The 22,047-nt window shown below is 42.2% G+C and carries 20 protein-coding genes and 1 pseudogene; 7 read left to right on the forward strand and 14 right to left on the reverse strand.

Translation table 11 applies throughout. The features are described 5' to 3' along the window. Positions 1-407 precede the first annotated feature (407 nt). Positions 408-1,574, reverse strand: coding sequence for a DNA sulfur modification protein DndB (locus OCV19_RS17025; protein ID WP_065677786.1), 1,167 nt, complete (start codon positions 1,572-1,574; stop codon positions 408-410). A 137-nt stretch (positions 1,575-1,711) separates the two neighbouring features. Here OCV19_RS17025 and OCV19_RS17030 point away from each other — a divergent pair, with 137 nt between their 5' ends. Continuing rightward, on the forward strand, positions 1,712-2,950 hold the full coding sequence (locus OCV19_RS17030; protein ID WP_065677785.1) for a ParB N-terminal domain-containing protein: 1,239 nt from the start codon (positions 1,712-1,714) through the stop codon (positions 2,948-2,950). A 750-nt stretch (positions 2,951-3,700) separates the two neighbouring features. Here the strand turns inward: OCV19_RS17030 and OCV19_RS17040 are convergent. The 6 genes and pseudogenes from OCV19_RS17040 to OCV19_RS17060 form a co-directional block, all read right to left on the reverse strand. Next, the gene (locus tag OCV19_RS17040) at positions 3,701-5,383 is read right to left on the reverse strand and encodes a DUF2326 domain-containing protein (RefSeq protein ID WP_065677784.1); all 1,683 of its coding nucleotides are present in this window, start codon (positions 5,381-5,383) and stop codon (positions 3,701-3,703) included. Further along, entirely contained in the window at positions 5,365-5,610 is a 246-nt protein-coding gene (locus OCV19_RS25020; RefSeq protein ID WP_370736631.1) for an ABC-three component system middle component 6, read from the reverse strand. Before OCV19_RS25020 ends, OCV19_RS17040 begins: the two co-directional genes overlap by 19 nt. Next, positions 5,600-6,184 (reverse strand): hypothetical protein, encoded by a 585-nt coding sequence (locus OCV19_RS17045; RefSeq protein WP_065677783.1) that lies wholly within the window; start codon positions 6,182-6,184, stop codon positions 5,600-5,602. The genes OCV19_RS25020 and OCV19_RS17045 overlap by 11 nt, the downstream gene beginning before the upstream one ends. Positions 6,185-6,187: 3 nt before the next feature. Further along, on the reverse strand, positions 6,188-6,493 hold the full coding sequence (locus tag OCV19_RS17050) for a hypothetical protein (RefSeq protein ID WP_065677782.1): 306 nt from the start codon (positions 6,491-6,493) through the stop codon (positions 6,188-6,190). Between the two features lie 689 nt (positions 6,494-7,182). Continuing rightward, positions 7,183-7,620 (reverse strand): annotated as a pseudogene (locus OCV19_RS17055) (iron-containing alcohol dehydrogenase); the annotation flags it as partial. A gap of 260 nt (positions 7,621-7,880) precedes the next feature. Beyond that, positions 7,881-8,033, reverse strand: coding sequence for a hypothetical protein (locus tag OCV19_RS17060; protein WP_167352297.1), 153 nt, complete (start codon positions 8,031-8,033; stop codon positions 7,881-7,883). A 504-nt stretch (positions 8,034-8,537) separates the two neighbouring features. Between OCV19_RS17060 and yjjG the strand changes: the two genes are divergently transcribed. Beyond that, positions 8,538-9,212 (forward strand): pyrimidine 5'-nucleotidase, encoded by a 675-nt coding sequence (gene yjjG, locus OCV19_RS17065; protein ID WP_065677781.1) that lies wholly within the window; start codon positions 8,538-8,540, stop codon positions 9,210-9,212. Positions 9,213-9,378: 166 nt separating this feature from the next. Further along, positions 9,379-10,308, forward strand: a complete 930-nt coding sequence (yddG, locus tag OCV19_RS17070; protein WP_065677780.1) for an aromatic amino acid DMT transporter YddG — start codon at positions 9,379-9,381, stop codon at positions 10,306-10,308. Positions 10,309-10,347: 39 nt separating this feature from the next. Here the strand turns inward: yddG and OCV19_RS17075 are convergent, their stop codons facing one another. Next, on the reverse strand, positions 10,348-11,244 hold the full coding sequence (locus OCV19_RS17075) for a cation diffusion facilitator family transporter (protein WP_065677779.1): 897 nt from the start codon (positions 11,242-11,244) through the stop codon (positions 10,348-10,350). Between the two features lie 288 nt (positions 11,245-11,532). Between OCV19_RS17075 and OCV19_RS17080 the strand changes: the two genes are divergently transcribed. Continuing rightward, positions 11,533-11,883 (forward strand): hypothetical protein, encoded by a 351-nt coding sequence (locus OCV19_RS17080; RefSeq protein ID WP_065677778.1) that lies wholly within the window; start codon positions 11,533-11,535, stop codon positions 11,881-11,883. A gap of 50 nt (positions 11,884-11,933) precedes the next feature. On the opposite strand, the gene OCV19_RS17085 is transcribed toward OCV19_RS17080, so the two are convergent. Beyond that, positions 11,934-12,812, reverse strand: coding sequence for a LysR family transcriptional regulator (locus OCV19_RS17085; protein ID WP_065677777.1), 879 nt, complete (start codon positions 12,810-12,812; stop codon positions 11,934-11,936). 161 nt (positions 12,813-12,973) lie between these two features. Here OCV19_RS17085 and OCV19_RS17090 point away from each other — a divergent pair, with 161 nt between their 5' ends. The 3 genes from OCV19_RS17090 to OCV19_RS17100 all read left to right on the forward strand — a co-directional run bounded on the left by OCV19_RS17090 (position 12,974) and on the right by OCV19_RS17100 (position 16,410). Next, positions 12,974-13,573, forward strand: coding sequence for a class I SAM-dependent DNA methyltransferase (locus OCV19_RS17090; RefSeq protein ID WP_017064785.1), 600 nt, complete (start codon positions 12,974-12,976; stop codon positions 13,571-13,573). A 313-nt stretch (positions 13,574-13,886) separates the two neighbouring features. After that, positions 13,887-15,452, forward strand: coding sequence for a YjjI family glycine radical enzyme (locus OCV19_RS17095; RefSeq protein ID WP_065677776.1), 1,566 nt, complete (start codon positions 13,887-13,889; stop codon positions 15,450-15,452). A 43-nt stretch (positions 15,453-15,495) separates the two neighbouring features. Beyond that, positions 15,496-16,410 carry a YjjW family glycine radical enzyme activase gene (locus tag OCV19_RS17100; protein ID WP_065677775.1) on the forward strand — a complete coding sequence of 305 codons (915 nt, stop codon included), beginning with the start codon at positions 15,496-15,498 and terminating at the stop codon, positions 16,408-16,410. Between the two features lie 75 nt (positions 16,411-16,485). Here OCV19_RS17100 and OCV19_RS17105 read toward each other — a convergent pair whose 3' ends face one another. The 5 genes from OCV19_RS17105 to yccS form a co-directional block, all read right to left on the reverse strand. Continuing rightward, positions 16,486-17,397, reverse strand: coding sequence for a LysR family transcriptional regulator (locus OCV19_RS17105; RefSeq protein ID WP_065677774.1), 912 nt, complete (start codon positions 17,395-17,397; stop codon positions 16,486-16,488). A gap of 75 nt (positions 17,398-17,472) precedes the next feature. Further along, positions 17,473-18,735, reverse strand: a complete 1,263-nt coding sequence (locus tag OCV19_RS17110) for a hydroxymethylglutaryl-CoA reductase (RefSeq protein ID WP_065677834.1) — start codon at positions 18,733-18,735, stop codon at positions 17,473-17,475. Between the two features lie 161 nt (positions 18,736-18,896). Continuing rightward, the gene (locus tag OCV19_RS17115) at positions 18,897-19,217 is read right to left on the reverse strand and encodes a hypothetical protein (RefSeq protein ID WP_065677773.1); all 321 of its coding nucleotides are present in this window, start codon (positions 19,215-19,217) and stop codon (positions 18,897-18,899) included. Positions 19,218-19,338: 121 nt separating this feature from the next. Continuing rightward, positions 19,339-19,524 carry a hypothetical protein gene (locus tag OCV19_RS17120; protein ID WP_029235859.1) on the reverse strand — a complete coding sequence of 62 codons (186 nt, stop codon included), beginning with the start codon at positions 19,522-19,524 and terminating at the stop codon, positions 19,339-19,341. A gap of 332 nt (positions 19,525-19,856) precedes the next feature. After that, positions 19,857-22,040: a YccS family putative transporter gene (yccS, locus tag OCV19_RS17125; protein ID WP_065677772.1), complete on the reverse strand. Its 2,184-nt coding sequence runs from the start codon at positions 22,038-22,040 to the stop codon at positions 19,857-19,859. Positions 22,041-22,047: the final 7 nt, after the last annotated feature.

Below are 22,047 nucleotides of genomic sequence, written 5' to 3' on the forward strand. Positions count from 1 at the left end.
CATTCACATAACGCTTATTAGTCGACAAACTGTCGTCTTTTTCTTCTATATGATGCACTCTTAATCATATTGATTCAATTAACAATCAATAAGTTAAAGTAATACAAGGGATACTAAGCTGCAAAATGTCGCCTAAAAAGGGGAACGCTAACTTCTCGATTCAAGTGGATAAGTTTGAGTAGGCCAAACTCAGATTAACAAGATATGAATGAGTAAAAGATCTAACACTAAATGGGGCAGCTCTGAGCTAGCCATTATAGCTAGCTCATTGTTGGAAATGGTTTAGAGCGTATACATCATGTACTTCGGAATTTTATTTCTCTGACCTGAACGAGCTAACAATTAACATAAGCTCAAACGTCTCTGCATATATCTGTTTCTTCGTGAGCTACTAGTAGGTTCATGAGTCAAAGCAGCGAAATGAAATATTTTGCTATTCCATCTCTCAAACTTCTTCCTCCCCCTGTCGCATTAATATAGTACTTACCAGTAGCGTCGAGCTTCAACGCACTACAGTTACTCCAATGCTTTGCAGCCTTATCATAGTCTAGATGAGCAAGAACCTTTGCTGATTCATTTACGGAATCAGCAACATCAACTTCGTGTAGATGATGAATAACCAGACCTAGCGCTTGCCAAACTTGAGAAGAGTAATGAAACCCGTCAGGGTCTTTCTCAAACTGCGTCCCAAGAGTCGATAACCAGACTTTCAAAAAATCGATAATTAACTGTTTGGTTTCATTGATGAGTTCTTCTGTAATTATATTTTTGTTTGGAAGTTTTTGGGGTAAAGGAGTAGTCAACCTTGCGCTTCTTCCGCCAATGGCGGCTAGTACTAATCCGGCCATCGATGTTTGAGTCGTTACATATGAATCATTTTTTGTAAGCCGAGAGGATATCGACATCCCCCCGAACTTATCTATATTGATCGCTCTCGCTATATCCGTTACAGCTAACATAATTGGATGAGTTTCGTCCTCATATACTCCGAGTGACATTGAATGAATTCTAGTATCAAGGTTGTTGTATGAGTTAAGTAGTGAAACTATCTCGCGCTTGCGTATATTTTCATTGCTTCTATAAATGACGTTAGTAAGAGTCGGCAACATAGCGATCTTAGAGTTAAGGCTTTCCGCTTTTTGTTCGTCAATACCTATGGCTGGAGATCTAACAATTTCAGATTCGTATTTGGTAATCGAAGCGTATGCGGCTATCGTTTGTATGCCATTGATTATATAGGCTTTTTTGGGAGAGTAGGTTATTGATACTAAACCCGATGCCTCATCTATAATCTCTTTAAAGCACTCTTCTACTGCAATTGTTACAGTCAACAACGGATTCATACCAGTGTTATTCGATAAGCCTAATAAGTAGCTTTGAACTCGCTTGACTTCTGATAAGTTGACTGGTCTTGACATATCAGCAATTATGTTTTGTGCCCCTTCCAACACGTCAGGTAGCGAACAAAATTCAGAGACCTCAGAAAGAGGGAGCGCACACTGAAGAGAACTAGCCTCTCGACCAAAAGGTGCGACACCAATTCCTCTTAACGTTACAACGTCTTTTTTTATCATTATTTCAAATTCTTACAGTTCTTATCCTCATAACTTTACCAAAAAATTTAAAAAAACATTTGATCGGGGCACTGCCCCGATCAATAATTCGACACCTTCTTCAACAACTAAACAAATATGAGGCAATTAATTTGGAAATGACTATCCCTGCGCCAACTATGCGACATGGAGTCACTAGAAAACTAGTATATGGTTCATCCAGTGAAGGCAGTTTCAATGGCGTTAAAACTTTCTTAGCACATATGACATTATCTGAACTATTGAGGAGTTGTTCGTTAGACCTTATCCCCGAACACCTAAGGCCAATATATGATGACATTCAGCGAGTTGCGACACCAAGACGTCGAAATGGATTTGAAGATTTTTGCTACAAACATTTAAGTGGTACAACTGATATAGGGAGTGTTATTCCACCTGTTTTAGTGGGCTGCATGCATGGCGTTAGTTTTGAAAAATCTGGTCAAATTAACTTAAGTGATTGGTTAGAAATAGAGACTGAGAATACATTTGTCATTGATGGTATTGGAAGGCTTAGTACTGGCGGGGCAGTTATCGGGGGGTTCGATAACTTCCTGCTTCAGGTAAGTCGAGATTCAAGCGCACGCCTTGCTCGACGAGCCGAAATCCGAGACCAAATGGCATCATTAGAAATCCCGGTAATGTTCATTTTCAAAGATTCTGGAGGAGCTTTAACAGAAGATGAATTTGCTCAGATGTTTGTCGACGTTAACGGCCAACAACAACCATTAACTATGAACAAACTAATGAAAGTGCTTCGCTCAGATCCAGTAACTAACCTTGCTCGTGAACTAGGTGAGCTACCTGTTATCGTTTCCCACGGTGGAATGTCGATAGAAGGAGAGAAGATTACAGAGTCTAGCGAATACATTATGACTCTAAACTCACTAACTCGATTTGTGCTTGGAGGTATTGGTGGGTTTAGTATGCAGAGTCGACTAAAAGGAACCAGAGAAATGCCTGACGGTGCTCTTTTGGGAGATACACATGTCAATACAATTAAGAGCGATCTGACACTTTTCCTCGAAACATGGATCTACGAACAAGGAGATGACTTTTCAATGAATAGGAACGGCTTTCAGCTTGTTACGACACTGATTCAGTCTTTGGGTTTGGTGTTCCATCAAGTATGGAATAATTGTATTGACCTCACTCCTGCGAGTCGCACCAATCATATTTATTCTGTAGCTGAAAAATTAGGCCGTTTGGACTATTCGAGAAGAGCTCGACATTGGTCAGAGTGTTCGTTTCTTGCTTTATCTGAAGACGGAACTTATAAAGTCGCTTCTGGTGGTTCAACTACGAGGAAGTATTTTGCTCAACATCTATGTAAAAAAGCAGGATTATCATACACCTAAAATTATACTCATTAATTAGATCTCAACACTTATAGCTTTTGTGCCACAAAACTTCATTATAGACTGAGAACGTGTTGGAGGGGTCATACCTCTCTAACACGACTAATCAGGTTTCATACGTTCAAGATCAAACTAAGCCGTTATACATAGTAGCTAAGACTCGATCTGACATATCGATGAAAAATCATGGTTAGTCAGTATAGGTTAACTTGCAAGCGACTTACGAGATTAGTATAAACACCTTTGGACGGAAATGAGTTTCGGAGAACCGAGTATTAGCAAATCACGAATTAGCATAAGTATGGAAAGTCACTAAGCTCACTGTCCAGTATTGATGGTGCACATCAGTATTACTAAATGACCAAAAACTACTGTTTTCGTGAATTTGAGTGTGGATTATCTGTAGAAGAAACCGCTGCTCTTTGTTTTAAAAGTGTGAGGACTGTCAAAGAATGGGGCAAAGGTAAAACAATTCCGAAGGAGTGCAAAAGGTTGATACGCCTATCCACGGGGGTGTCGTATATTAGAAACTAAAGACTGGTGGAATTTTAGAATACATTTAGATAAACGAGAGCTGCCAACAGATCAATTAGTATCCCCCACAGAAATTATTGTCTGGAATAGCTCTACTTCAAATCAAATCAGAATCAGAGCTAAAAACGACTACTAAACTATTCAAGTTCGCTCGAGCTATAGTAGGTTCAAGGAAATAAAGGGAAGGGGGGAGGAATTATAGCCCCCCACATGAAGTTATACTCCGAAAAATTTATCTTCTGTCGAAAGAGTGAGTACTGAGTGCTTGTCAATCAACGCGTCAGGTAACAAAGCCAGCTTATCATTTAATACTGACACTATTGTTTGTATCTTTCGTTTATTTGCTATATTAAAGAGCTTAGTTAGCTTATCTAAATCAGCTGCTTCTAAATAGTCTTGTAGAGTAAACATTGGCAACTTAGCACCAGACTTTGACACATACTCAACAAAAGCCATGTCAATTGCCATTGCTGCTGCTCTTGGAGAACCATCACCTGTTGTTTTATCTGCATTTACTAGAGAAAAATTAATAGTACTTTCCCCGTCGATTGCGGAACCGAAATATATGCTAAATTTTTTAAATACTTCTTTAGTAATTTCATTGCATGATTCGTTAAATATCCCTATCTTAGCTTCAAAATTTGTTAGTTTTTTAGAGATGAAAGAACAAAGATTAATATTCTCTTGTTCTAATAAGAAAATATCTTCATCAATGCTAGATACTTCTTCTACTACGTATGATAGTTTGCCCCTAAGCTCTCTTTGCGCTTGAATTTCTTTTTCTATAAGAATGAAGCCACCTAGATGCGACTCATTCGAAATTCCTTTAATTAGCTCTTTCTCTTTTAAAAGCAACGCGTTTAACTCGCGTTTCAAACTACTAATCTCTTGGCTAAGACTTACATTTTGATTCCTAACAAATTCTGCCTTTTTTACGAAGAGAGAATTGTGAAAATTCATCGTTTCTTCAAAGGTTTTATACACTGTTGGTACTAGTGTAGTTGCCTCATCATAAATAGACTTTACCGTTTCTATGTCAATGTCAGATACTTTAGACTCGTAGTCTTTTATAGTACTTAGATTGTAGTTTATACGTATTTCAAGCTGAGATATTTTCATTGATAAACGAGCAATATTTTCTCGCGTAATACGAACATTCTCTATAGCTTTACTTTGTGCGCCTACGATATCGTAAGAGTTCTCTGCCTCATAAAGTTGATCTAGCTCATCATCTATAGACCTTAGCTTGTCTTGATAAGCAGCTATGCTATTCCCGTTTAGCAAAGCGGACCTTCTTTGGTTTAAAGATGAAATCTCTTGCTTGTTGGCGTATTCGGCTTGCAGTTCTTTGTGTCCATCAAAGCCGAACATGTGAGAATATATTAACTTATACTGATCATTAGATGTGTATGTATGGTTATAGTCTAGAAGTCTATTTGCTACTGATTTGTTTAATCGAGTGAACCTGTTTTTGATTGTTGGGAATGAAGGATTATCACAAGAATATCCGAAGATAGAGGATATTTCGTTTTTGAATGCTTTCACAGAGTTAAACGAAGCACCATTGATAGTGCTCATTCTATATATTTTTTTACCTCTTTGTTCAAAATGCCTAACAATATTATATGTTGTTCCATTTACAAATATAACTAAATTAAATAAAACTGGTGAATGAACTAATTTATTAAAAATATCTTCGTTTTTTACTTTATTGTCTGGGTCTAACCAAATGTTTTCACCCGATGAACCAAGACAAAAGTTTATTATTCTTAAAGTGGTGCTTTTACCTATTTGATTTCCGTTAGTTCCGGAGTTTGTAATAATATTCAATCCTTCATTAAATATTACATCTCGAATAATTAATTCGCCTTCACTTACAATTAGCCTTCTGATTTGCATAGTATAATATCACCCGATTCGTTATATTTTGCTAAACCGGAAATGTAGAGCCAGTCTAATCCAAAAAGAAAGTATGAAATTGATATGTGTTCAACTCTTTCACAATAATTATTGTATAATATTAGAGGCTCAATAGAGTTAAACTGATGTTGTTTAATTAAGCTTATTATATTCGAACCAATAAAAAACAGAGTTAATCTTTGCGTTTGAGAATTACTAATGATCACTAGGAGGAGCCTCTAAGATCTTGCAATTGATAAACCCATAACAGACTATCAGCCCTTGAGCAGCTTCAACAATTTCCACTGGTACGGATTTGGTCGCTTTTACAGTACTAAACAGTTCTGCTAAGACATTGTGAATCAATCTGTCAGCGTTTTTGCTTATGGCTTCATGTATGGATTCTTGGTTTGTCAGGTTAACTTCATTCTCAAGTAATAAGCGCGTTCGGCAATTGTTATATTTCTGTTTTATTGAGTATAGAAATTTATCCTTTGATTTGGGTTTTTGGCTATCTATTTCATTGATTACGTTTTCAACTAAAGACATCAAACCGCTGTTATCGCGTATTTCACCTGCATATAGAACCACTGAGTTATAACTAATTTTCTTTTCGGTTTCTGGGCTAAAATGAGGCTCTTCAGGAGTATCCGAAAAAGGATCGTAAACGTCTATAATTCCTTGCAGCAAAGGGCTCAGCAATGAAGGCATACATTCAACTGCTTTTATGATGTTTACTGGACTGTTTTTTCCGGCTGTATATACCGATATCCCGTCATCTGTAGCTTGGACTTGGGTCATTGGTTAGTCCTTTCTACCAATAGTTACACCGCTGTTATTACCAGTAGTTTTGACAGCATGACCAGACCCAGATGATGATATTACATCACCAGACTTTTTCTTAGATGCTAGATGCGTGTATACCGACAGCACAAGCATAATCAAGCAAGTCGCTAACGTCGCTAGAAATGATTTGTAGACCAAATCTGGAGTCAAATTAGCTAATGCTGGCATAGTTATAGCTTGAGACATCAGCGCGTAAAAAAATACAGCACCCACTCCCGCGATACCACACCCTGCTCCTAAAACTGCTTTAAGTATCGATATCATATAACCTCCATAAGTAACTATATTACAGATACATAAAATGTGTGCATATCAACACAGTGCGCATTAAAAGTAAATCAGAACAGTCGTACTATTTGAATTATCTCGAAGCATTGTTCCAGTTAGACTTTCACCCCGTATTACATCTTGGGGATTAACAGCCAACAGCATGAGAAGAATGGATAACTTTTAGTATTGCAAAAGCTCATTAACAGGATATGACCGAGTAAAGCACTAAGTAGAAATGGGGCACAAACGTTTTAGAGTCGTAGCACTCAGGCTCTAGACCCGAACTAAAACAGATATACTATTGAGACCAAAGACCAAAGACCAAAGACCAAACAAAAGCTGAACAGAACTAATGATGATTAGTGGTTAATAAATGCTAATCCGCCTATTTTATTTTTTAGTTTCTGAGACTTAATCATTTCTTCGAGATTGATAGGAAGCAAAACTCAGGATCAATTAGGAAGTCTTCACAGTTCAGTGGCTTTAAATTCTGCCGCTTACCCACAGAGCCACAATCAAAATCTAGCCGCCTTGGTAAAGCATAAGTAAATTAGTGGGTTGACGTTCTCTGGGGGGAGGGGGGGGAATGTTGTTATATCTTTATGGCATAGAGAGAAATTGATGAAAACAAAATGTCCAACTTTTAGCCCACTACTTTACGTCCAACTTTTTAGCCCACCGTAAGTCATCTCAGATGCTGTACCGGCCGTGGTGTTGATAGCGATCAATGGCATCATTGGTTTTTCAGATTGGTCTACGCCTTCGTAATCTGCAATCTTGCCGCCGTTAGAAGCAACCAGAGCGATGCCTTTTGCACAGTCGTGTGGAGAACCGCCACCTAGAGAAACAACAAAATCACAATCGTTGTCAGTCAGCAATTCTAGACCATCGTTCACGTTAGTGATGGTTGGGTTTGGTTGAGTGCCGTCGAATACAACTGTGTCTACGCCGCGCTGGCTAAGAAGGTCTTGTACCTGCTTAACTACGCCAATTTGGTTCAGGATCTTATCAGTAACGATCAGACCTTTTTTAAAGCCTTGAGACTGAATGCTATCAGCAGCATCCTTCAAACAGCCAGTACCCATGAAGTTGATTGTAGGGATGTAAAATGCAGTAGACATTGGAAAACTCCGTTAATTATGATTTTTAATTTCCTACATGTTGTCGGCATTCAAGTGGTCGACCATTGATCTGGAACAACTTTGATTCCGAACTACCACTTTGTGGCTAGTCGTTGTGATAGGGCTCATATAGCAATCGTTTTCATGTTTTTTGGTTGTGCTCTTTGTCAGTAGTGGTTAGCGATAAATCGGCTCCACCAAGAGCAGAATGGTGCTCTATAACAATGAAAATTAAGGTTTTTCACTGAAAGTTGATCTGGTTAGGCAGGTGTCGACGTTTTATCGGAGTCATCACTGCATTCAATTTGAGGATCTTGCGACTCTTCAGAACCAAGGATGTCTTCTGGCTCCTCGTCATAGTATTTGACAAGAAAAGGGGTGAGCATGACAGATGACGGTAAAAAGTGCTTCATAATACCTCCCGGTACTTAAGTGTATTTTTAGGGCGTGTTGATTTTTCGAGCTGATTTTTGCAGCGAGTTGCTGGGCATTTATACAAGGCAGAGGCTTTGATGTGTAGCTTGCCTACATGAGAAGCCGTTAACGTAGTAGAAATGACCAGAAAACGCTGCCCGAAGGGTTCGAGCTGGGCGCCCCCGCAAAAAGCGTTTTACTCTTTGTTGAGGGAAATTTGCTTAGAATGACTAGGCTACTTCCCCTCGCCGCGATTAAAACGCTTTTGTTTCGAACAAAACTTAACCACGAAAGGTCAACACGCCCTAGTATGGTATTGGTTTAATATGTGGCAAAATTTGCGATACATCATGAGTTGCGACTTGTTTTCTATAAATTATTAGATTTATATACAGGCTCACAAATTTGAGGGTAAAGTGATGCTTCGCCGTTTTAGGCCGCGATAAGAACAACGAAAAAAACAGTGTAGGCAGTGCTCAAAAGCGCGAATAATAGGAAATAAAATGAAGTACGATTGGATATTCTTTGATGCAGACGAAACCTTGTTCCATTTTGATGCTTATCAGGGAATGAAGCTGATGTTTTCTCGTTTTGGTGTGGACTTCAACGAACAGGATTATTCGGCTTATCAAAAGGTTAACTTACCACTTTGGGTAGATTACCAAGATGGGCGCATTACGGCAGCTCAACTGAAGCACGCGCGTTTTGAAAGCTGGGCAACAAAGCTAGAGACAACAACAGCAGAACTAAACAGTGCATTTTTAACGGCGATGGCGGACATCTGTTCTTTATTACCGGGTGCAAAAGAGTTGATGGAGTCTTTAAAAGGCAAAGTGAACATGGGCATCATTACCAATGGTTTCACCGAGCTGCAATCTATCCGTTTAGAACGCACTGGAATGACAGACTATTTTGACCACGTGATCATCTCTGAAGAAGTGGGTGTTGCTAAACCAGATGCTGAAATCTTTGAACATGCACACAAGCTTGTTGGCTTACCAGCAAAACAACGCGTATTGATGGTCGGAGATAACCCACATTCAGATATTCTAGGCGGACTAGATTTTGGCATTGAAACTTGTTGGTTAAACAGTCAAGAAAAGGCAACGCCAGCGGGTATTAACCCTCATTATCAAGTTAAGTCTTTAGCTGACCTGCAAGCACTTCTATTGGCATAATTGCTAATTGCTTTTAGATTTTTGAGTGAATGATTGATAGCCGAGTGCAGTTATGTGCTCGGCTACTTATTTTTACCTACTGCAAGTTATCGATAGTGGTGCTTAAGCCTATCTTTGCTTTAAGCTCGCTTTAATTAGACCATTAGAATAAAGAAAAGGAAGAGGCGTGCTGAAATCTCATCGCCATAGCTGCTACGGCATTGCTGCCATTTTACTTTGGAGCTGCTTAATTGCGCTTTCTCGTAGCGTATCAGAACAACTAGGCCCAATCGGTGGCGCTGCCAGTCTTTATACGGTGAGCTCAATTTTGTTGGTCTGTGTTATGGGTTTACCTAAGCTGTCACGCTTCTCTAAGTCGTATCTGCTGATTGGTGGTGCTCTATTCGTTTGTTATGAGATCTTCTTGGCTCTGGCTTTAGGAATGGCAAACAACCGACATCAAGCTTTGGAAATGGCGGTTATCAACTACCTTTGGCCTGCATTGACGGTGTTGTTCGCTGTGCTGCTTAGCGATAAAAAGATTAACTGGTTGGTTTACCCAAGTATCTTCTTAGCCTTCTTTGGTGTGGCTTGGAGCATCAGCGGTGACCAAGGTCTCTCTGTCGACCAAATTGCTGCCAACATTGCGACCAACCCTAAAACCTATTCTATGGCGTTTTTTGGTGCGATTATTTGGGCTGTTTACTGCAACTACACCCAACGTGTCGCTAAAGGTCAGAATGCGATTGTGCTTTTCTTTATCGCTACGGCGATCACTTTGTGGATCAAATACGCATTGAGTGATGAAACCGGCATGGTGATGACAACCAGTGCGGCGATTGATTTAGCGCTAGCAGGCGCTTGTATGGGCGCAGGCTATGCACTTTGGAACACGGCGATTCTTGGCGGCAATATGGTGTTTTTGGCAACCATGTCGTACTTTACGCCAATCTTCGCGACGCTACTTTCCTCGGTGATTTTGGGTTTGTCATTGACCATGACGTTTTGGCAGGGCGTATGTATGGTAACTGTTGGCTCACTGGCTTGCTGGTGGGTAACAAGAGAAAAGCCGACGGCAAAGGCGTCGGATTCCAAAAAGGTTCAATCTCAGTCGTAATTTACGCTGATGTTCCAGCGTCATTTGCTAGGTGAAAACTTAGCTCGCGACATTGAGGTTCAATTGAAGCTCATAAGGCATCTTCGATAGGCGACGCTTAAGTTGGCGGCGCGTACGTTCAATATCATCGACCGCTATTGCTTGTTGGTCATTGGTATGAATATCAACATTGATTCGTAATTCTGGACCAACCTTAGTCACACCCATCAGCTCCAAATCTTGCTCCGCTTCTTTGTCTACCGCGACAACGTTCTTATCGACCGCATCACAAATATCTTTGTTTGCCGACATCATAAGCAGTTCACGCATGGCTTCACGTAACATGTCGAAAGGCACTTTGATGAAGTAGAAAGACATTAGCAACATCATCATTGGATCGGCATACACCGCGTATTCTGCAAGCGGAGAAAAAGTAATTAACCAAGCTGCTACGAAACCCGCTGTTACCGCTACACTCAATAGCGTATCCATCTGCCACTGTTTAGACTCAGCCTGAATCAGACCTGAAGAAATACGTTTGCTCTTATTCGCGATGTACCACCAAGCGTAACCACAACCCAACACGTTGAAAATCCCAAACAGAGTTGCAATAGAAGCATCAACTTCACGACCACCCGTCATTAGGGCACCAAGCGCAGAGTAAAGTGAATAACCAACCACAAGCAGAATCACAACGGCTTTGATGGCAATCACAATCGGCTCGATGACAGCTCGACCGAACGGGAACTCTCTATCTGAAGGGCGGTTAATGTATTTTGAAGCAGCTAGTGACAATAAAGTTAACAGTAAGCTGATAAGAGAATAGACACCGTCAAATACTATGACCAGAGAACCAACGAGAAGACCCAACACCAATCCGCCAATTGCGAAGCCTGATGCTAAAAGGGCTGAGAACAATAGTACTCGATTTTCGTTTTGGCTTTTCCTGTCACACATAATATTTTCCAGATGTTTTTGATAACTTCATTGTTCTAATATTGAGCTAACTTTACAAACTTTATCTGATGACGTTTATATGTCCTATTTAAGTAAAATGTATAAATACATTAAATTCAGTGGCTTAAGTTTAAAATTTGGTGTCAATAAAGTTGACGCTGAGTGTTTTTTGGGGATGATGTGCAACTGAAATAGGATCGTTTATGATTAATAAAACACATTAGTCGCTGAGGTCTTATTGGTCTTCTAGATTTGACTAAGACTGCAATGGACAAGGAGAGAATCAATATGAAGTTTGACGATATCAGTGATAACGAGTTGTGGGTGATTGCTAACCCGATCATGGATAATCTGATGGATGGTTCAACCAAGGTCGACCATGAACAGCACTGTCGAGATTTTACTCAAAGGATGAAAGACATTGTTACACCAGATTATTTAGAAAAGGTGTGCCACCATTATCAGCACAGTAATGGCTTTTTTGCTGAGCGTGAACCTGTGGCGCTATTTAGACGTTCAGACTCCATCGCTTTTGTGTGGAAACAAGCTTACACCATTGCCAAAGGTGAGTTTGTCGCTGAAATGGTATTGGTTGAAGAAGACGGACGCTACTTAGTGGATCACGTGATGGTTTTTTAGGAGCAGTGCTGTTTGTGATTTTGCCCTTTGCTATAGACGATAAGCGCGAGCTAGAAATCAAACAAGTAGTCACTAAGCTGGTCGGCTAACCAATTCATTCCCGGGTGCTCCGCCATGCCAGCTGCGGTAAACATACAGTAGTCTTCTTGAGTCAGGCCGTAGGTGTGTTTGATCACCGCTAATTCTTGTTCACGTAGCAAGTGACGAATCAGTGGCTCTGGCATTACGCCCCATGCATCTTCACGCAAAATCGTATCCAACATAAAGTCGAAGCTAGAAAAGCCAATGTAACGACGCGAGAAGGGCTCAAGCTCTGGATTATCCTTTTCATTAAGATAAACCATGGTCGCTTGCATCGAATTTCTCAGTACCTCATCAGACACTCGTCGCATCGCACTCAAATCATGCCCTTTCTTACACACAGACATCATTCGAATTTTACCAAGCGGATTGTAGATAATTCTTGGGTCATCGACACGTTCGTAATCGACGCCAAATGCGAAGTCGACTTGCTGAGTTTCAACTAGGTTAGCTAAGTCACCGCTCGACGCGAGAACGAAGTTGAACGAGGTAGAAGGGTATTTGTTGTTTAAGGCATGAGATAAGTCCTGCCACATTTCATCGGGTAGTGAGTCATCTCGTGCTATCCAAATCTCCGCGTTGAATTCGCCCGAAACATGCAAGCAGGTTTGTTTAATACGCGCGGCTGTCACCAACATGCCTTCGCAATCCTTGTAAATCGCTTTACCCGCTTCTGAAAGCTCAACGTGGTTTCCGCTGCGGACGAACAGCTCGACATCTAACTCTTTCTCCAAGGCTTTAATCGACATGCTGAGTTTGGTTCGGTTGCATTCTAACTGGCGTGCAGCTTCAGAAACTGATCCTAAATCAGCAACGGAACAAAAGGCTTGGACTTGAGAAAGGTTCATTTCATTTCCATATTGAGCGGGTGTCGGTGCATATTATCTGAATATTGTGCTGACTATCTTAGAAATAGTCCATCTTTGCATGATAACTCTATGACGAATTGACTAATTTGGTTTACTCTGGGGAAGTTCCGAACCTACAAGAAGTAAAGATGGAGGCCATGATGGCGAAACAATGGGACGAATACGCCGTTGATTGGGATAAAGATCCCGCAACCGCAGTATTCGCACAGTCCGTATTTGACCAGTTAACACAGCTCGTTGATTTAAACGGAACCCGTGTCCTTGATTTTGGTTGTGGTACAGGACTACTCAGCCAGAAAATATCTCCTTTAGCAAAAGAGATCATCGCACTTGATATCTCTGAAGGGATGATTGAAGAGTTAGATAAGAAAGAGTTACCTAACGTTGAACCGGTAGTTGATATTTTATCGCGCGGACTTGCAGCGCAGCATCCAGCATTCAGAAACCAGTTTGACCTAGTGGTAGCCTCTTCGGTGTGTGGTTTTATCCCGAACCTACAAGACACAGTCAGTCTGATTTACACGCTGCTTGAAAACGACGGCACGTTTGTACACTGGGATTGGTACTTGGAAAGTGACAGTGAAGACTACGGTGTAAGCCAACAGCGATCAGAAAATGTATTGAGCGCAGCGGGCTTTGCAGTGGTTGAGGTCTCTACACCGTTCTCGATTGACACTCCACAAGGAGAGTTAAAGGTATTAATGGGTGTTGGACGTAAACAAGCGCTTCCAGATCTGTAATCGTGTGTATGCCTTGAGCTAGCATTCAGAATGCTCATTTAAACTACTAAACCCACATTAACGACTTTAAGTCAGTTATGTGGGTTTTCTCTTTTTGGCGCTATTGTTTTAAACAGAACGAGTTAGCGCTTTCTCATTTCTTCACTATTAACTCTGGTTTCCCTATTTCCCATCTCGCTCATAGAAAACTCAACACCGCTAATTTACAAATTACTTATTTCCATTTTGGAAATGTAGTCTTGCATACATTTCATTAGTGGAAATATAAGGGTGAGATATAAAATAAGCCCATAATAACACTAAGGGTTTAATCATGAGCCACCAATCTGCGTCATCTACTTCTTCACCACTTTCAGAGCAACAACAACGCTTTAGCAATATCATTTCAGATGCCAAACTGTCACCAAAACAGAAGTCGAGCTATCTTGCATTAGAAGCTGAAGCCAGCCTGCCGTATATGCCGGTAAACAAAGAAGTAGAGCAAGCCTTACAACAAGGTGTGCTGTGTGACATGTTTGAAGGACACGCCCCATTTAAGCCGCGCTATGTACTTCCAGATTATTCTAAATACTTACATCAAGGCTCAGAGTATTTAGAGCTTAGTGCGGCAACCAACTTCGATGAAGCATTGAACATGCTTACCATCCTTTACCACCATGTTCCTTCTGTCACTTCAATCCCGGTTTACCTAGGTCAGTTGGATGATGTGTTGATGCCTTTCGTGGGTGACTTAACGGAAGAGCAGGTATACCAAAAAATTAAACTTTTCTGGATCATGTTGGATCGCACACTGCCAGACGCGTTTATGCATGTGAATATCGGCCCGAAAGACAACATTATCTGCCGTACGATTTTACATGTAGACGCTGAATTGAAGCAGATCGCGCCAAACTTAACCTTTATGTACGACCCAGCTGTGACACCTGATGATCTACTTCGTCATGCGGCGAGCAACATCTGCGAATGCAGTAAACCACATATTGCAAACTATCCCCTGCATGCCGAGGCTTACGGCGACAAACGTTTTGGTATTGTGAGCTGCTATAACTCTTTGCCGTTAGCGGGCGGTTCCAACACCTTGGTGCGTATGAACCTTAAGCAAGTGGCGTTGAAGTCTGAGGACAGTGCTGATTTCTTACAACACGTATTACCGAACTACAGTGGCATCATGGTCGAACTTATGAACGCACGTAGTCGCTTCTTACATGAAGAGTCTAACTTCTTCGAAGGCTTCTTAACCAAAGAAGGTTTGATCGAAGAAGATCGCTTTGCGCCAATGTTCGGTATTTATGGCATGGCAGAAGCAGTCAACATCTTGATGGAGAAAGAGGGGCAAGCAGGGCGTTATGGTCACGATGAACTGGCTAATCAACTTGGTCATCGTATCTCTGAAAAGCTGTCTGAGATCGTTGAAAGCTCTGAAGTGCAGTATGGATTAGAAGGTAAGGCTCTGCTGCATGCTCAAGGCGGTATTAGCTTAGATGAAGATGTGACGCCGGGTGTCCGTATTCCTTATGGTACCGAACCGGATCCAGTCTCTTACGTTCGTGCAACCGCGGGTCACCATAAGTTCTACACCTCGGGCATCAGCGACATCTTGACCATCGACGAAACAGTAAAATCTAACCCTGAAGCGATGTTCAACTTGTGTAAAGGTGCGATTCAAGCGGGTTACCGTGAGTTCACGGCTAATGTGGCATCAAACGATTTGGTTCGTGTCACGGGTTACATGATTAAGCTGTCTGACATTGCCAAATATGACGAGCAAGGTTCACGCACCAATACTACCTTCTTAGGTGCTGAAGCCGCGAAGAATACAGGCATATTAGAGCGTAAACCACGCGTAGTGAGCTTAGAGATGTCGCCGACATACGAATAGCTTTAACGTGTCTTATGCGCTTCGAATACGAACAATGTGAATTATGAAAATTTCTGATCTAACAACTCAAATGGCTAGGGTTAAAAATAATAAGACAGAAAAACAAGCGAAGGTCAGCCGTGTGCTGACCTTTTCTTGTGTTGACGGCCCGGGAAATCGCTTGGTGCTGTTTCTTCAGGGCTGCAACTTTGACTGTATTACCTGCCACAACCCACACACAATCAATCACTGTAACCATTGTGGAGATTGTGTGAGTGGCTGTCCAAGCCATGCTTTAAGCATGGTTGATGGCAAAGTGAAGTGGGACCCAGCAGCTTGCACCAACTGCGATAAGTGCATTGATATCTGCGACCATAAGTCGAGCCCGAAAATTACCACAATGACGGTCTCAGAGGTTCTGGAGCTTGTCAGGCATAATCAGTTTTTCTTGAGTGGCATTACCGTTTCTGGCGGTGAAGCGACCATGCAGTTGCCGTTTATCATAGAATTGTTTCAAGCGATTAAACGTGATCCACAGTTAGCGCATCTCACGTGTTTTATTGATAGTAATGGTTCGCTGTCACTTCAAGGGTGGGACAAGGTGTTGCCTTATCTTGATGGCGCGATGATTGACCTAAAATCATGGCAATCGGAAACACATCAATGGTTAGTGGGCAGAGGCAACCATAGGGTGTTTGAAACCATTAACTACTTAGCAGATAAAGGAAAACTGCACGAAGCTAGGTTGCTGCATATTCCAAATAAAAGCGATCTTGAGGACGAAATTGAACAAGTGGGGCGTTACTTGAAGACTCTACCAAGTGATGTTCGAATTCGGCTGAATGCGTTTCAGCATCATGGTGTCATTGGCGACGCGTTAGATTGGCCGAAATGCACCGAAAAACAGATGCAGAGCTTTCACGATAAGCTCTACACCATAGTTCAAAGACCGATGCAAACTCCTGAGGTTTATACCTAGTCTTTAGATTTCTTAGGCGGTCAATCAGGCTTCTAAGAACGTTAACTTTCTAAAGATATTAAGTCTCTAAAAATATTAAGCTTCTAAAAACAGGTCACACAACCACTTGATCGCTTGATCATTCATGTTGGGCTTATTCCACACCAAGCTATATGCCACCTTACCGTAATCAAAAGGCAAGGGCTTGCTCACTAAGCCCTGAGCTTGCTTAGCACGCTCAGCCCACTGTTTAGAGCAAGTGAACAGGAAAGGCGTGTGGTGACACAACACAGCCGCAGCGCCGAAGTCCGCGACCGATATCGCCATCTCTCTTGGCTGGTGGCATTGAACCAAGTTTTGTTCAAAGTAGGGCTGAGACAGTTCGTTATCTAAAATGCCAATGTGTTTGTAATCTAAGTAGCCTTCTACCGTCAGTTCTTGCTGAGAAAGAGGGTGGTGTGCGCCCATCAAACAAACCATTTCATCTGGAAGAATTGTTTCCCAAACCAGCTCTTTGTTATCGGTGGGCGGCTGAGATATATCATGGGGCAGTAAGATCAAATTGACCTTGCCACTGAGCAAAGCATCGAAGCCGAGCTGTTGTTTCGAATAGATGTTGAGCTTCGCGTTTGGCGCGAGTTCAGTGGTGATTTTACTTATCTTAGAGGCAAATACTTCGAAGGTACTTTCACGCATCGAAAGTGAAAAACTTCCTTGGTACTCCTGAGGGGTAAAACTCTTCTGATGAAGCAGTCCGTTCATGCTTGAAAGAATTGCGTGAACCGTGGGCGCTATCTTCAGAGCAAAGGGAGTCGGGATAAGCTTGGTACCATCTCGATAGAAAAGCTCATCATTCAGAATGTCACGCAGCTGAGACAGGGTTTTGCTTACACTCGAAGGGCTGACACAGAGTTGCTCTGAGGTCTGAGTGACACTGTAGGTGTTCAGCATAATATGCAGCGCAGTGAGGTGCTTAAGGCTCACCCTAGATAAGTGTAAGTAATCCATTTATGACTCACGCATTCAGATTGGCTTGTGATTTTGCATGAACGACAAAATCGAACAAGCCAAATTGGATAAAGGTTATTTACGAGCTAGCTTATGGTGCGCTCGTGAAAAGTGGCCTGCGCAAAATGCGCCCACAATCGATAGCTCACCCGCCAAACACAATGCAGCACAAACTTCAGCTAGGGCTTGTGATTTACCGTTGCCATGCAGCCCAAGTAAATCTAAACAGGCTTTTTGACTTGGCAAGCCGGTACCACCGCCGACAGTCCCCACCATTAAGTTAGGCAGTGTTACGCTCGCGTATAAACCGCCTTCTTTGTTGAGTTCCATACGCGTCATACCAATCGCTGACTCAGCGACACAGGCCGCGTCTTGGCCACAAGCGATATAAAGTGCCGCCAGCGCATTCGCATAATGAGCATTGATACCGATAGTACCACTCAAAGCGCCACCGACTGTGGTCATTTGACCAAACTGGACCATCTTCTCAGGCGTCGTGTGTAGGTATTTAGCGACAAGCTCAGCAGGGATATTCACTTCTGCCGTCACCTTTTTGCCACGAACGCTGCGCAAGGTTTGGGTATTGGCTTTTTTGTCGCCTGACAAGTTGCCATCAAGGAAAGCATGGTCAGGCTTAACTGGCGTATTTTCGATGATGTATTCAAACACGGCATTGGTCGCGATGGTCACCATATTCTGACCAGAAGCGTCTCCGGTTAGAAATTCAAACACCAAGTAAACATGGTTACCTTCGATGTTGATGTTGATGTCGGTCAGCTTGCCGTGTGATGTTGTTGATTCTGCCAAGATCTTGAACTGGTCATATTGAGTTACAGCCCAAGCCACAAACTGTCCGGCTTCAACTAATCCTTGGAATGCAAAGCCAGGAGTACGTGTTACACCTTCATTGAGCAACATAGCACTTGCACCACCACAAGCTGTAATTAGCTTAGAACCACGATTGTAAGACGCGACAAGCGCAGCTTCTGTGGTCGCGAGTGGTACGAGGTAATCGCCCGTAGCAAATAGGCCATTGACTCTCAGTGGGCCAGACACACCGACAGGGACTTTAACTGTGCCAATAAAGTGCTCAATGTTTTTCTCATAAGCTTGGACCTGGCTTTGTGTATGAGGATCGAGCAGTTCTTGCTGTGAATCTGCATTATCGAGCGCTGTCCAGCGACGTGTGAGGTTCTTTTCTGTCAGGTAGGGGCTAGGTGTCAGCTTATTTACTGGCTTTTCAAAATGAGGCTGAAGCTTTTTTTCTAATTCGTCTGCGGAGATGTCGCCTCCTAAAATAGAAACATAGTCACGGCGATGCAGATTTAGTTTTGGCATAAATAGTATGAAGTAAAGTTTGTGCAGCAAATTGGTTTGCGCTGATTCTACCGAGTAATAAACCAGAAACAAGCGCCTGATATAATGAGTTACAGTTTGTGTGGTTGTTGAAGCAAAAAGCAGCGAAGTTTCGCGAAATATAGGCTTTATTTGAGCGAAATTTAGATATGAATGTCGAGAAGGCTACCGATGGCTTCGTTTTGACGATCAACCACACTTGCACCAACGCGGTTATAACTTGCGCTTTGTGTCAGTTTAATCAAGGAATCGGTTGAAGATGAAGCAGGTTCAGGTTCTTTGTCTTTAAAGGAAATGGATTGTTCAGGCTCTATTTGATTAAAGCTGAGATCGCTAGCTTCGAAAGTGTCGTCGGATTCTAGAGCGTGTTTGGAGGCTTGGTTGAGCTCGATTGCGGCTTCTTCAGCCATGTTGGTGGATTGCTGAATAATGGCGTAACCAGATTGAATACCAGATATCGACATATCAGAACCTTTTATTGACGTATGAAATGAGTCTAGGCGGACGATATTTTGAGCGCAATGGTGAACAGATGGAATTTACGGTGAAAATGTGAACTTAAGCTAAAATAGTGATGTCTGTCTATTAACTGAACAGGTCATTTAGCGCGTTTAATTCTTCGTCAGTAAGCAAAGAAGGCTTCTCTGTTTCAAGGTTGCCGTCGATCTCACCCTGAAGTGCTTTTAATTGTTGTGGGCTAAGAAGCTGTATTTGCTGCTTAAATGCTTCAAATTGCTGTGTATTCATAGTGTGACCTTTGTTCAAATCCATATGCTCTTTAGAGCATAGCCTACTGATTCAGGAAATCAAACAAGATTAAGTGAATATTAAATGATGTTTGAAGTTTCTTGAAACTAAGACAACTATAAATTCCTGTGGTCGTTTTTTGTCCGAGAAATGTTAGGCAAAGTTAAGGCTTGGTCAATCAAAGTCAGAAAATTCCCACAATGTAAAAATGCCTGCAACCCTTGTGGCACAAGGGTAGGTAAGTAATTGCCCTACCCAATTAGGGGTATAGGTAAAGCAATGTATAAGTATTTGTGATGATCAAAATATAAGCAATTGGCGTTATCTTTTTGTTTTTACAGTATTTTGTGTGTTGCTCAAGAAGCTTCCGTTTCAAACGGCTTGTCGATCTTAACCTTAACGGCAAACTTGGTCGCTAAGGTATGCAGTTCTGGAAGCATTCGATAGATCAAATGGAGCTGTTGTAGAACCATTTTGACAGAATTCTCATCTTCTTCTCGCCATTCACTCAAACGTTTATCCAACTCAGGGTCATAAGCGTTTTTCACTTCACAATGCTCTTTATGAGAATAGAGTTGATCATTTAGAGCGTCGAGATGCTCGTGGATTACTCTGTGCGCATCTAGCACCAGTTTGTGTGTCGCTTCATCATCAATACGCGTTCTGTGAGCACCCAGAGCCGAGATATAGCTAAGTAGAGCATGATTAAGTGTTAGGAATCGGAAGCTCTCATCTTCAGAGGTACGGTACTTACCCGGTTCAACCAACATGCTACTGATGGCGGCAGTCAGGTTTGCATCATTATTATGCGCACTACGTCGAGCGATACGATAGTTAAGGCTATCTTTCTTACCAACACGGTATTGGCCGATGATCTGAGCGAGATAGTTCTTATTGGAATCGAGCGCATCCGCCATCACTTTGTGCAGTCGCTTCGATTGCCAATCAGGCAACACATAAATGACAGCAAGCACGGCGAGAGCACAACCAATAAAGGTATCCGCTAACCTTGGCAATACTACCGCGTAGCCTTCTCCTAGTTGGTTAAAGCAGAAGAGCACAAGCAGTGTGATAAAGCCGGTCGCAAAACCGTAGTTATTGATTCGAAACGCAAAGAACATTACGCCACTGATCACAATGAACACCAATTGGCTCTCTTGTGACGGGAAGAAGGTCAGTAACGGTACTCCGATCAATAAGCCTGCGACCGTGCCAATGACACGCGCCGTCAGTTTTTGACGGGTTGCACTGTAGTTCGGCTGACACACAAACAGTGTCGTCAGTAGAATCCAGTAACCTCTTTCGATATCAAAGCCTTGGATAATCCCGTAGCCCAGCGTCAAAGTGATCGCCATGCGAATCGCGTGACGGAATAGCATAGAATCGGTGTGCAAGTTAGCTTTGATCTTGTGCCACATTGCCGTCAAAGTATGAGGATTGGTATCGTCCAATACACCTTCTTCGATCTTCTCTGCATCTGGGTTGCTGATATTCGAGAGCTGTTTTTCAACGGTTGCTAGGTTATTGAATAAGTAATCCAACTGGTTCAGCAGTGATTTCCATTCAGGATTATTCTGTTGGTGCAGATGATTAAGCGAAGACATCAGCTCATCAAGTGCCAGTACAGACTTGTCACCATGCTGGTATTCAGCGCCAACTTTCAATGAGCTCGCCACTTCTTTACAAGCTGTTGCCTGTGCTTCCAGTAGATACTTAAATCGAAACAACACGTCAGAGCGTTCAAAGTGTTTTGCTAGCTCTTGATAACGATAGTGGCTAGAGCTTACGCGTTCATGAATATCTTGTGCGATGAAGTAGGTGTTAAGAAATCGGTCACTAGGGCCGTCAATGTGTCCGCGCTTAGAGCGATTAAGCAGCGTCGCTTTGCACATGTTGAGTGCGCTAACGGTACTCGCGTTGAGTTTGGCTTCAATGATTCGGTGTGGCTGGGGAATCAAGTCTGAAACGGGGTAGAAGAGTTCCGCTTTTGAATCGATGTAATTACCGATTTGATCGAATACCGTGGCTAGGTTTTGCTGCACGGGTTGCATTGGCCACACTATCTGCCAAATCATCGACATGAAGTAGTACCAAGCGGCGCCACTTAATAGTAGTAGCGGTTGAAACCAAAGGTTAGTGCTCTCGTGTGCACCAAGCATGGTATAGATGGCAACCAAGAGAGAACCAAACGCGATACTCGCGTATTTAGGGCCAATTGCCCCGAGAATGATAAAAGAGAAGGTTGAAACAAAAAGCCCTATTGCGAACAGCCAAGGCGTATCGAAGAGAAGCTCAATAGAGAAAGCTGCAACGGCGAAACAGATAAAGGTCAGCGTGAGTGCTTTCAAGCGCCCGGTAAAGCTGTCATCACTTTCCGCAAGAGCCGCAGCAATAACGCCTAAGATCAAAGGCGTGATCAGTGTGTTTTGTCCATAATACCAAGTAGGCACCACCACGCCGAGCAGAGTGATGAGAATTAATATGCTGTAATTTATGGTTTTATTCGCCCAATAGAGGCGTAATTTGGCTGGGAAGTCCACAGTCGCT

It is taken from the genome of Vibrio celticus (assembly GCF_024347335.1).
Taxonomy (GTDB): Bacteria; Pseudomonadota; Gammaproteobacteria; order Enterobacterales; family Vibrionaceae; genus Vibrio; species Vibrio celticus.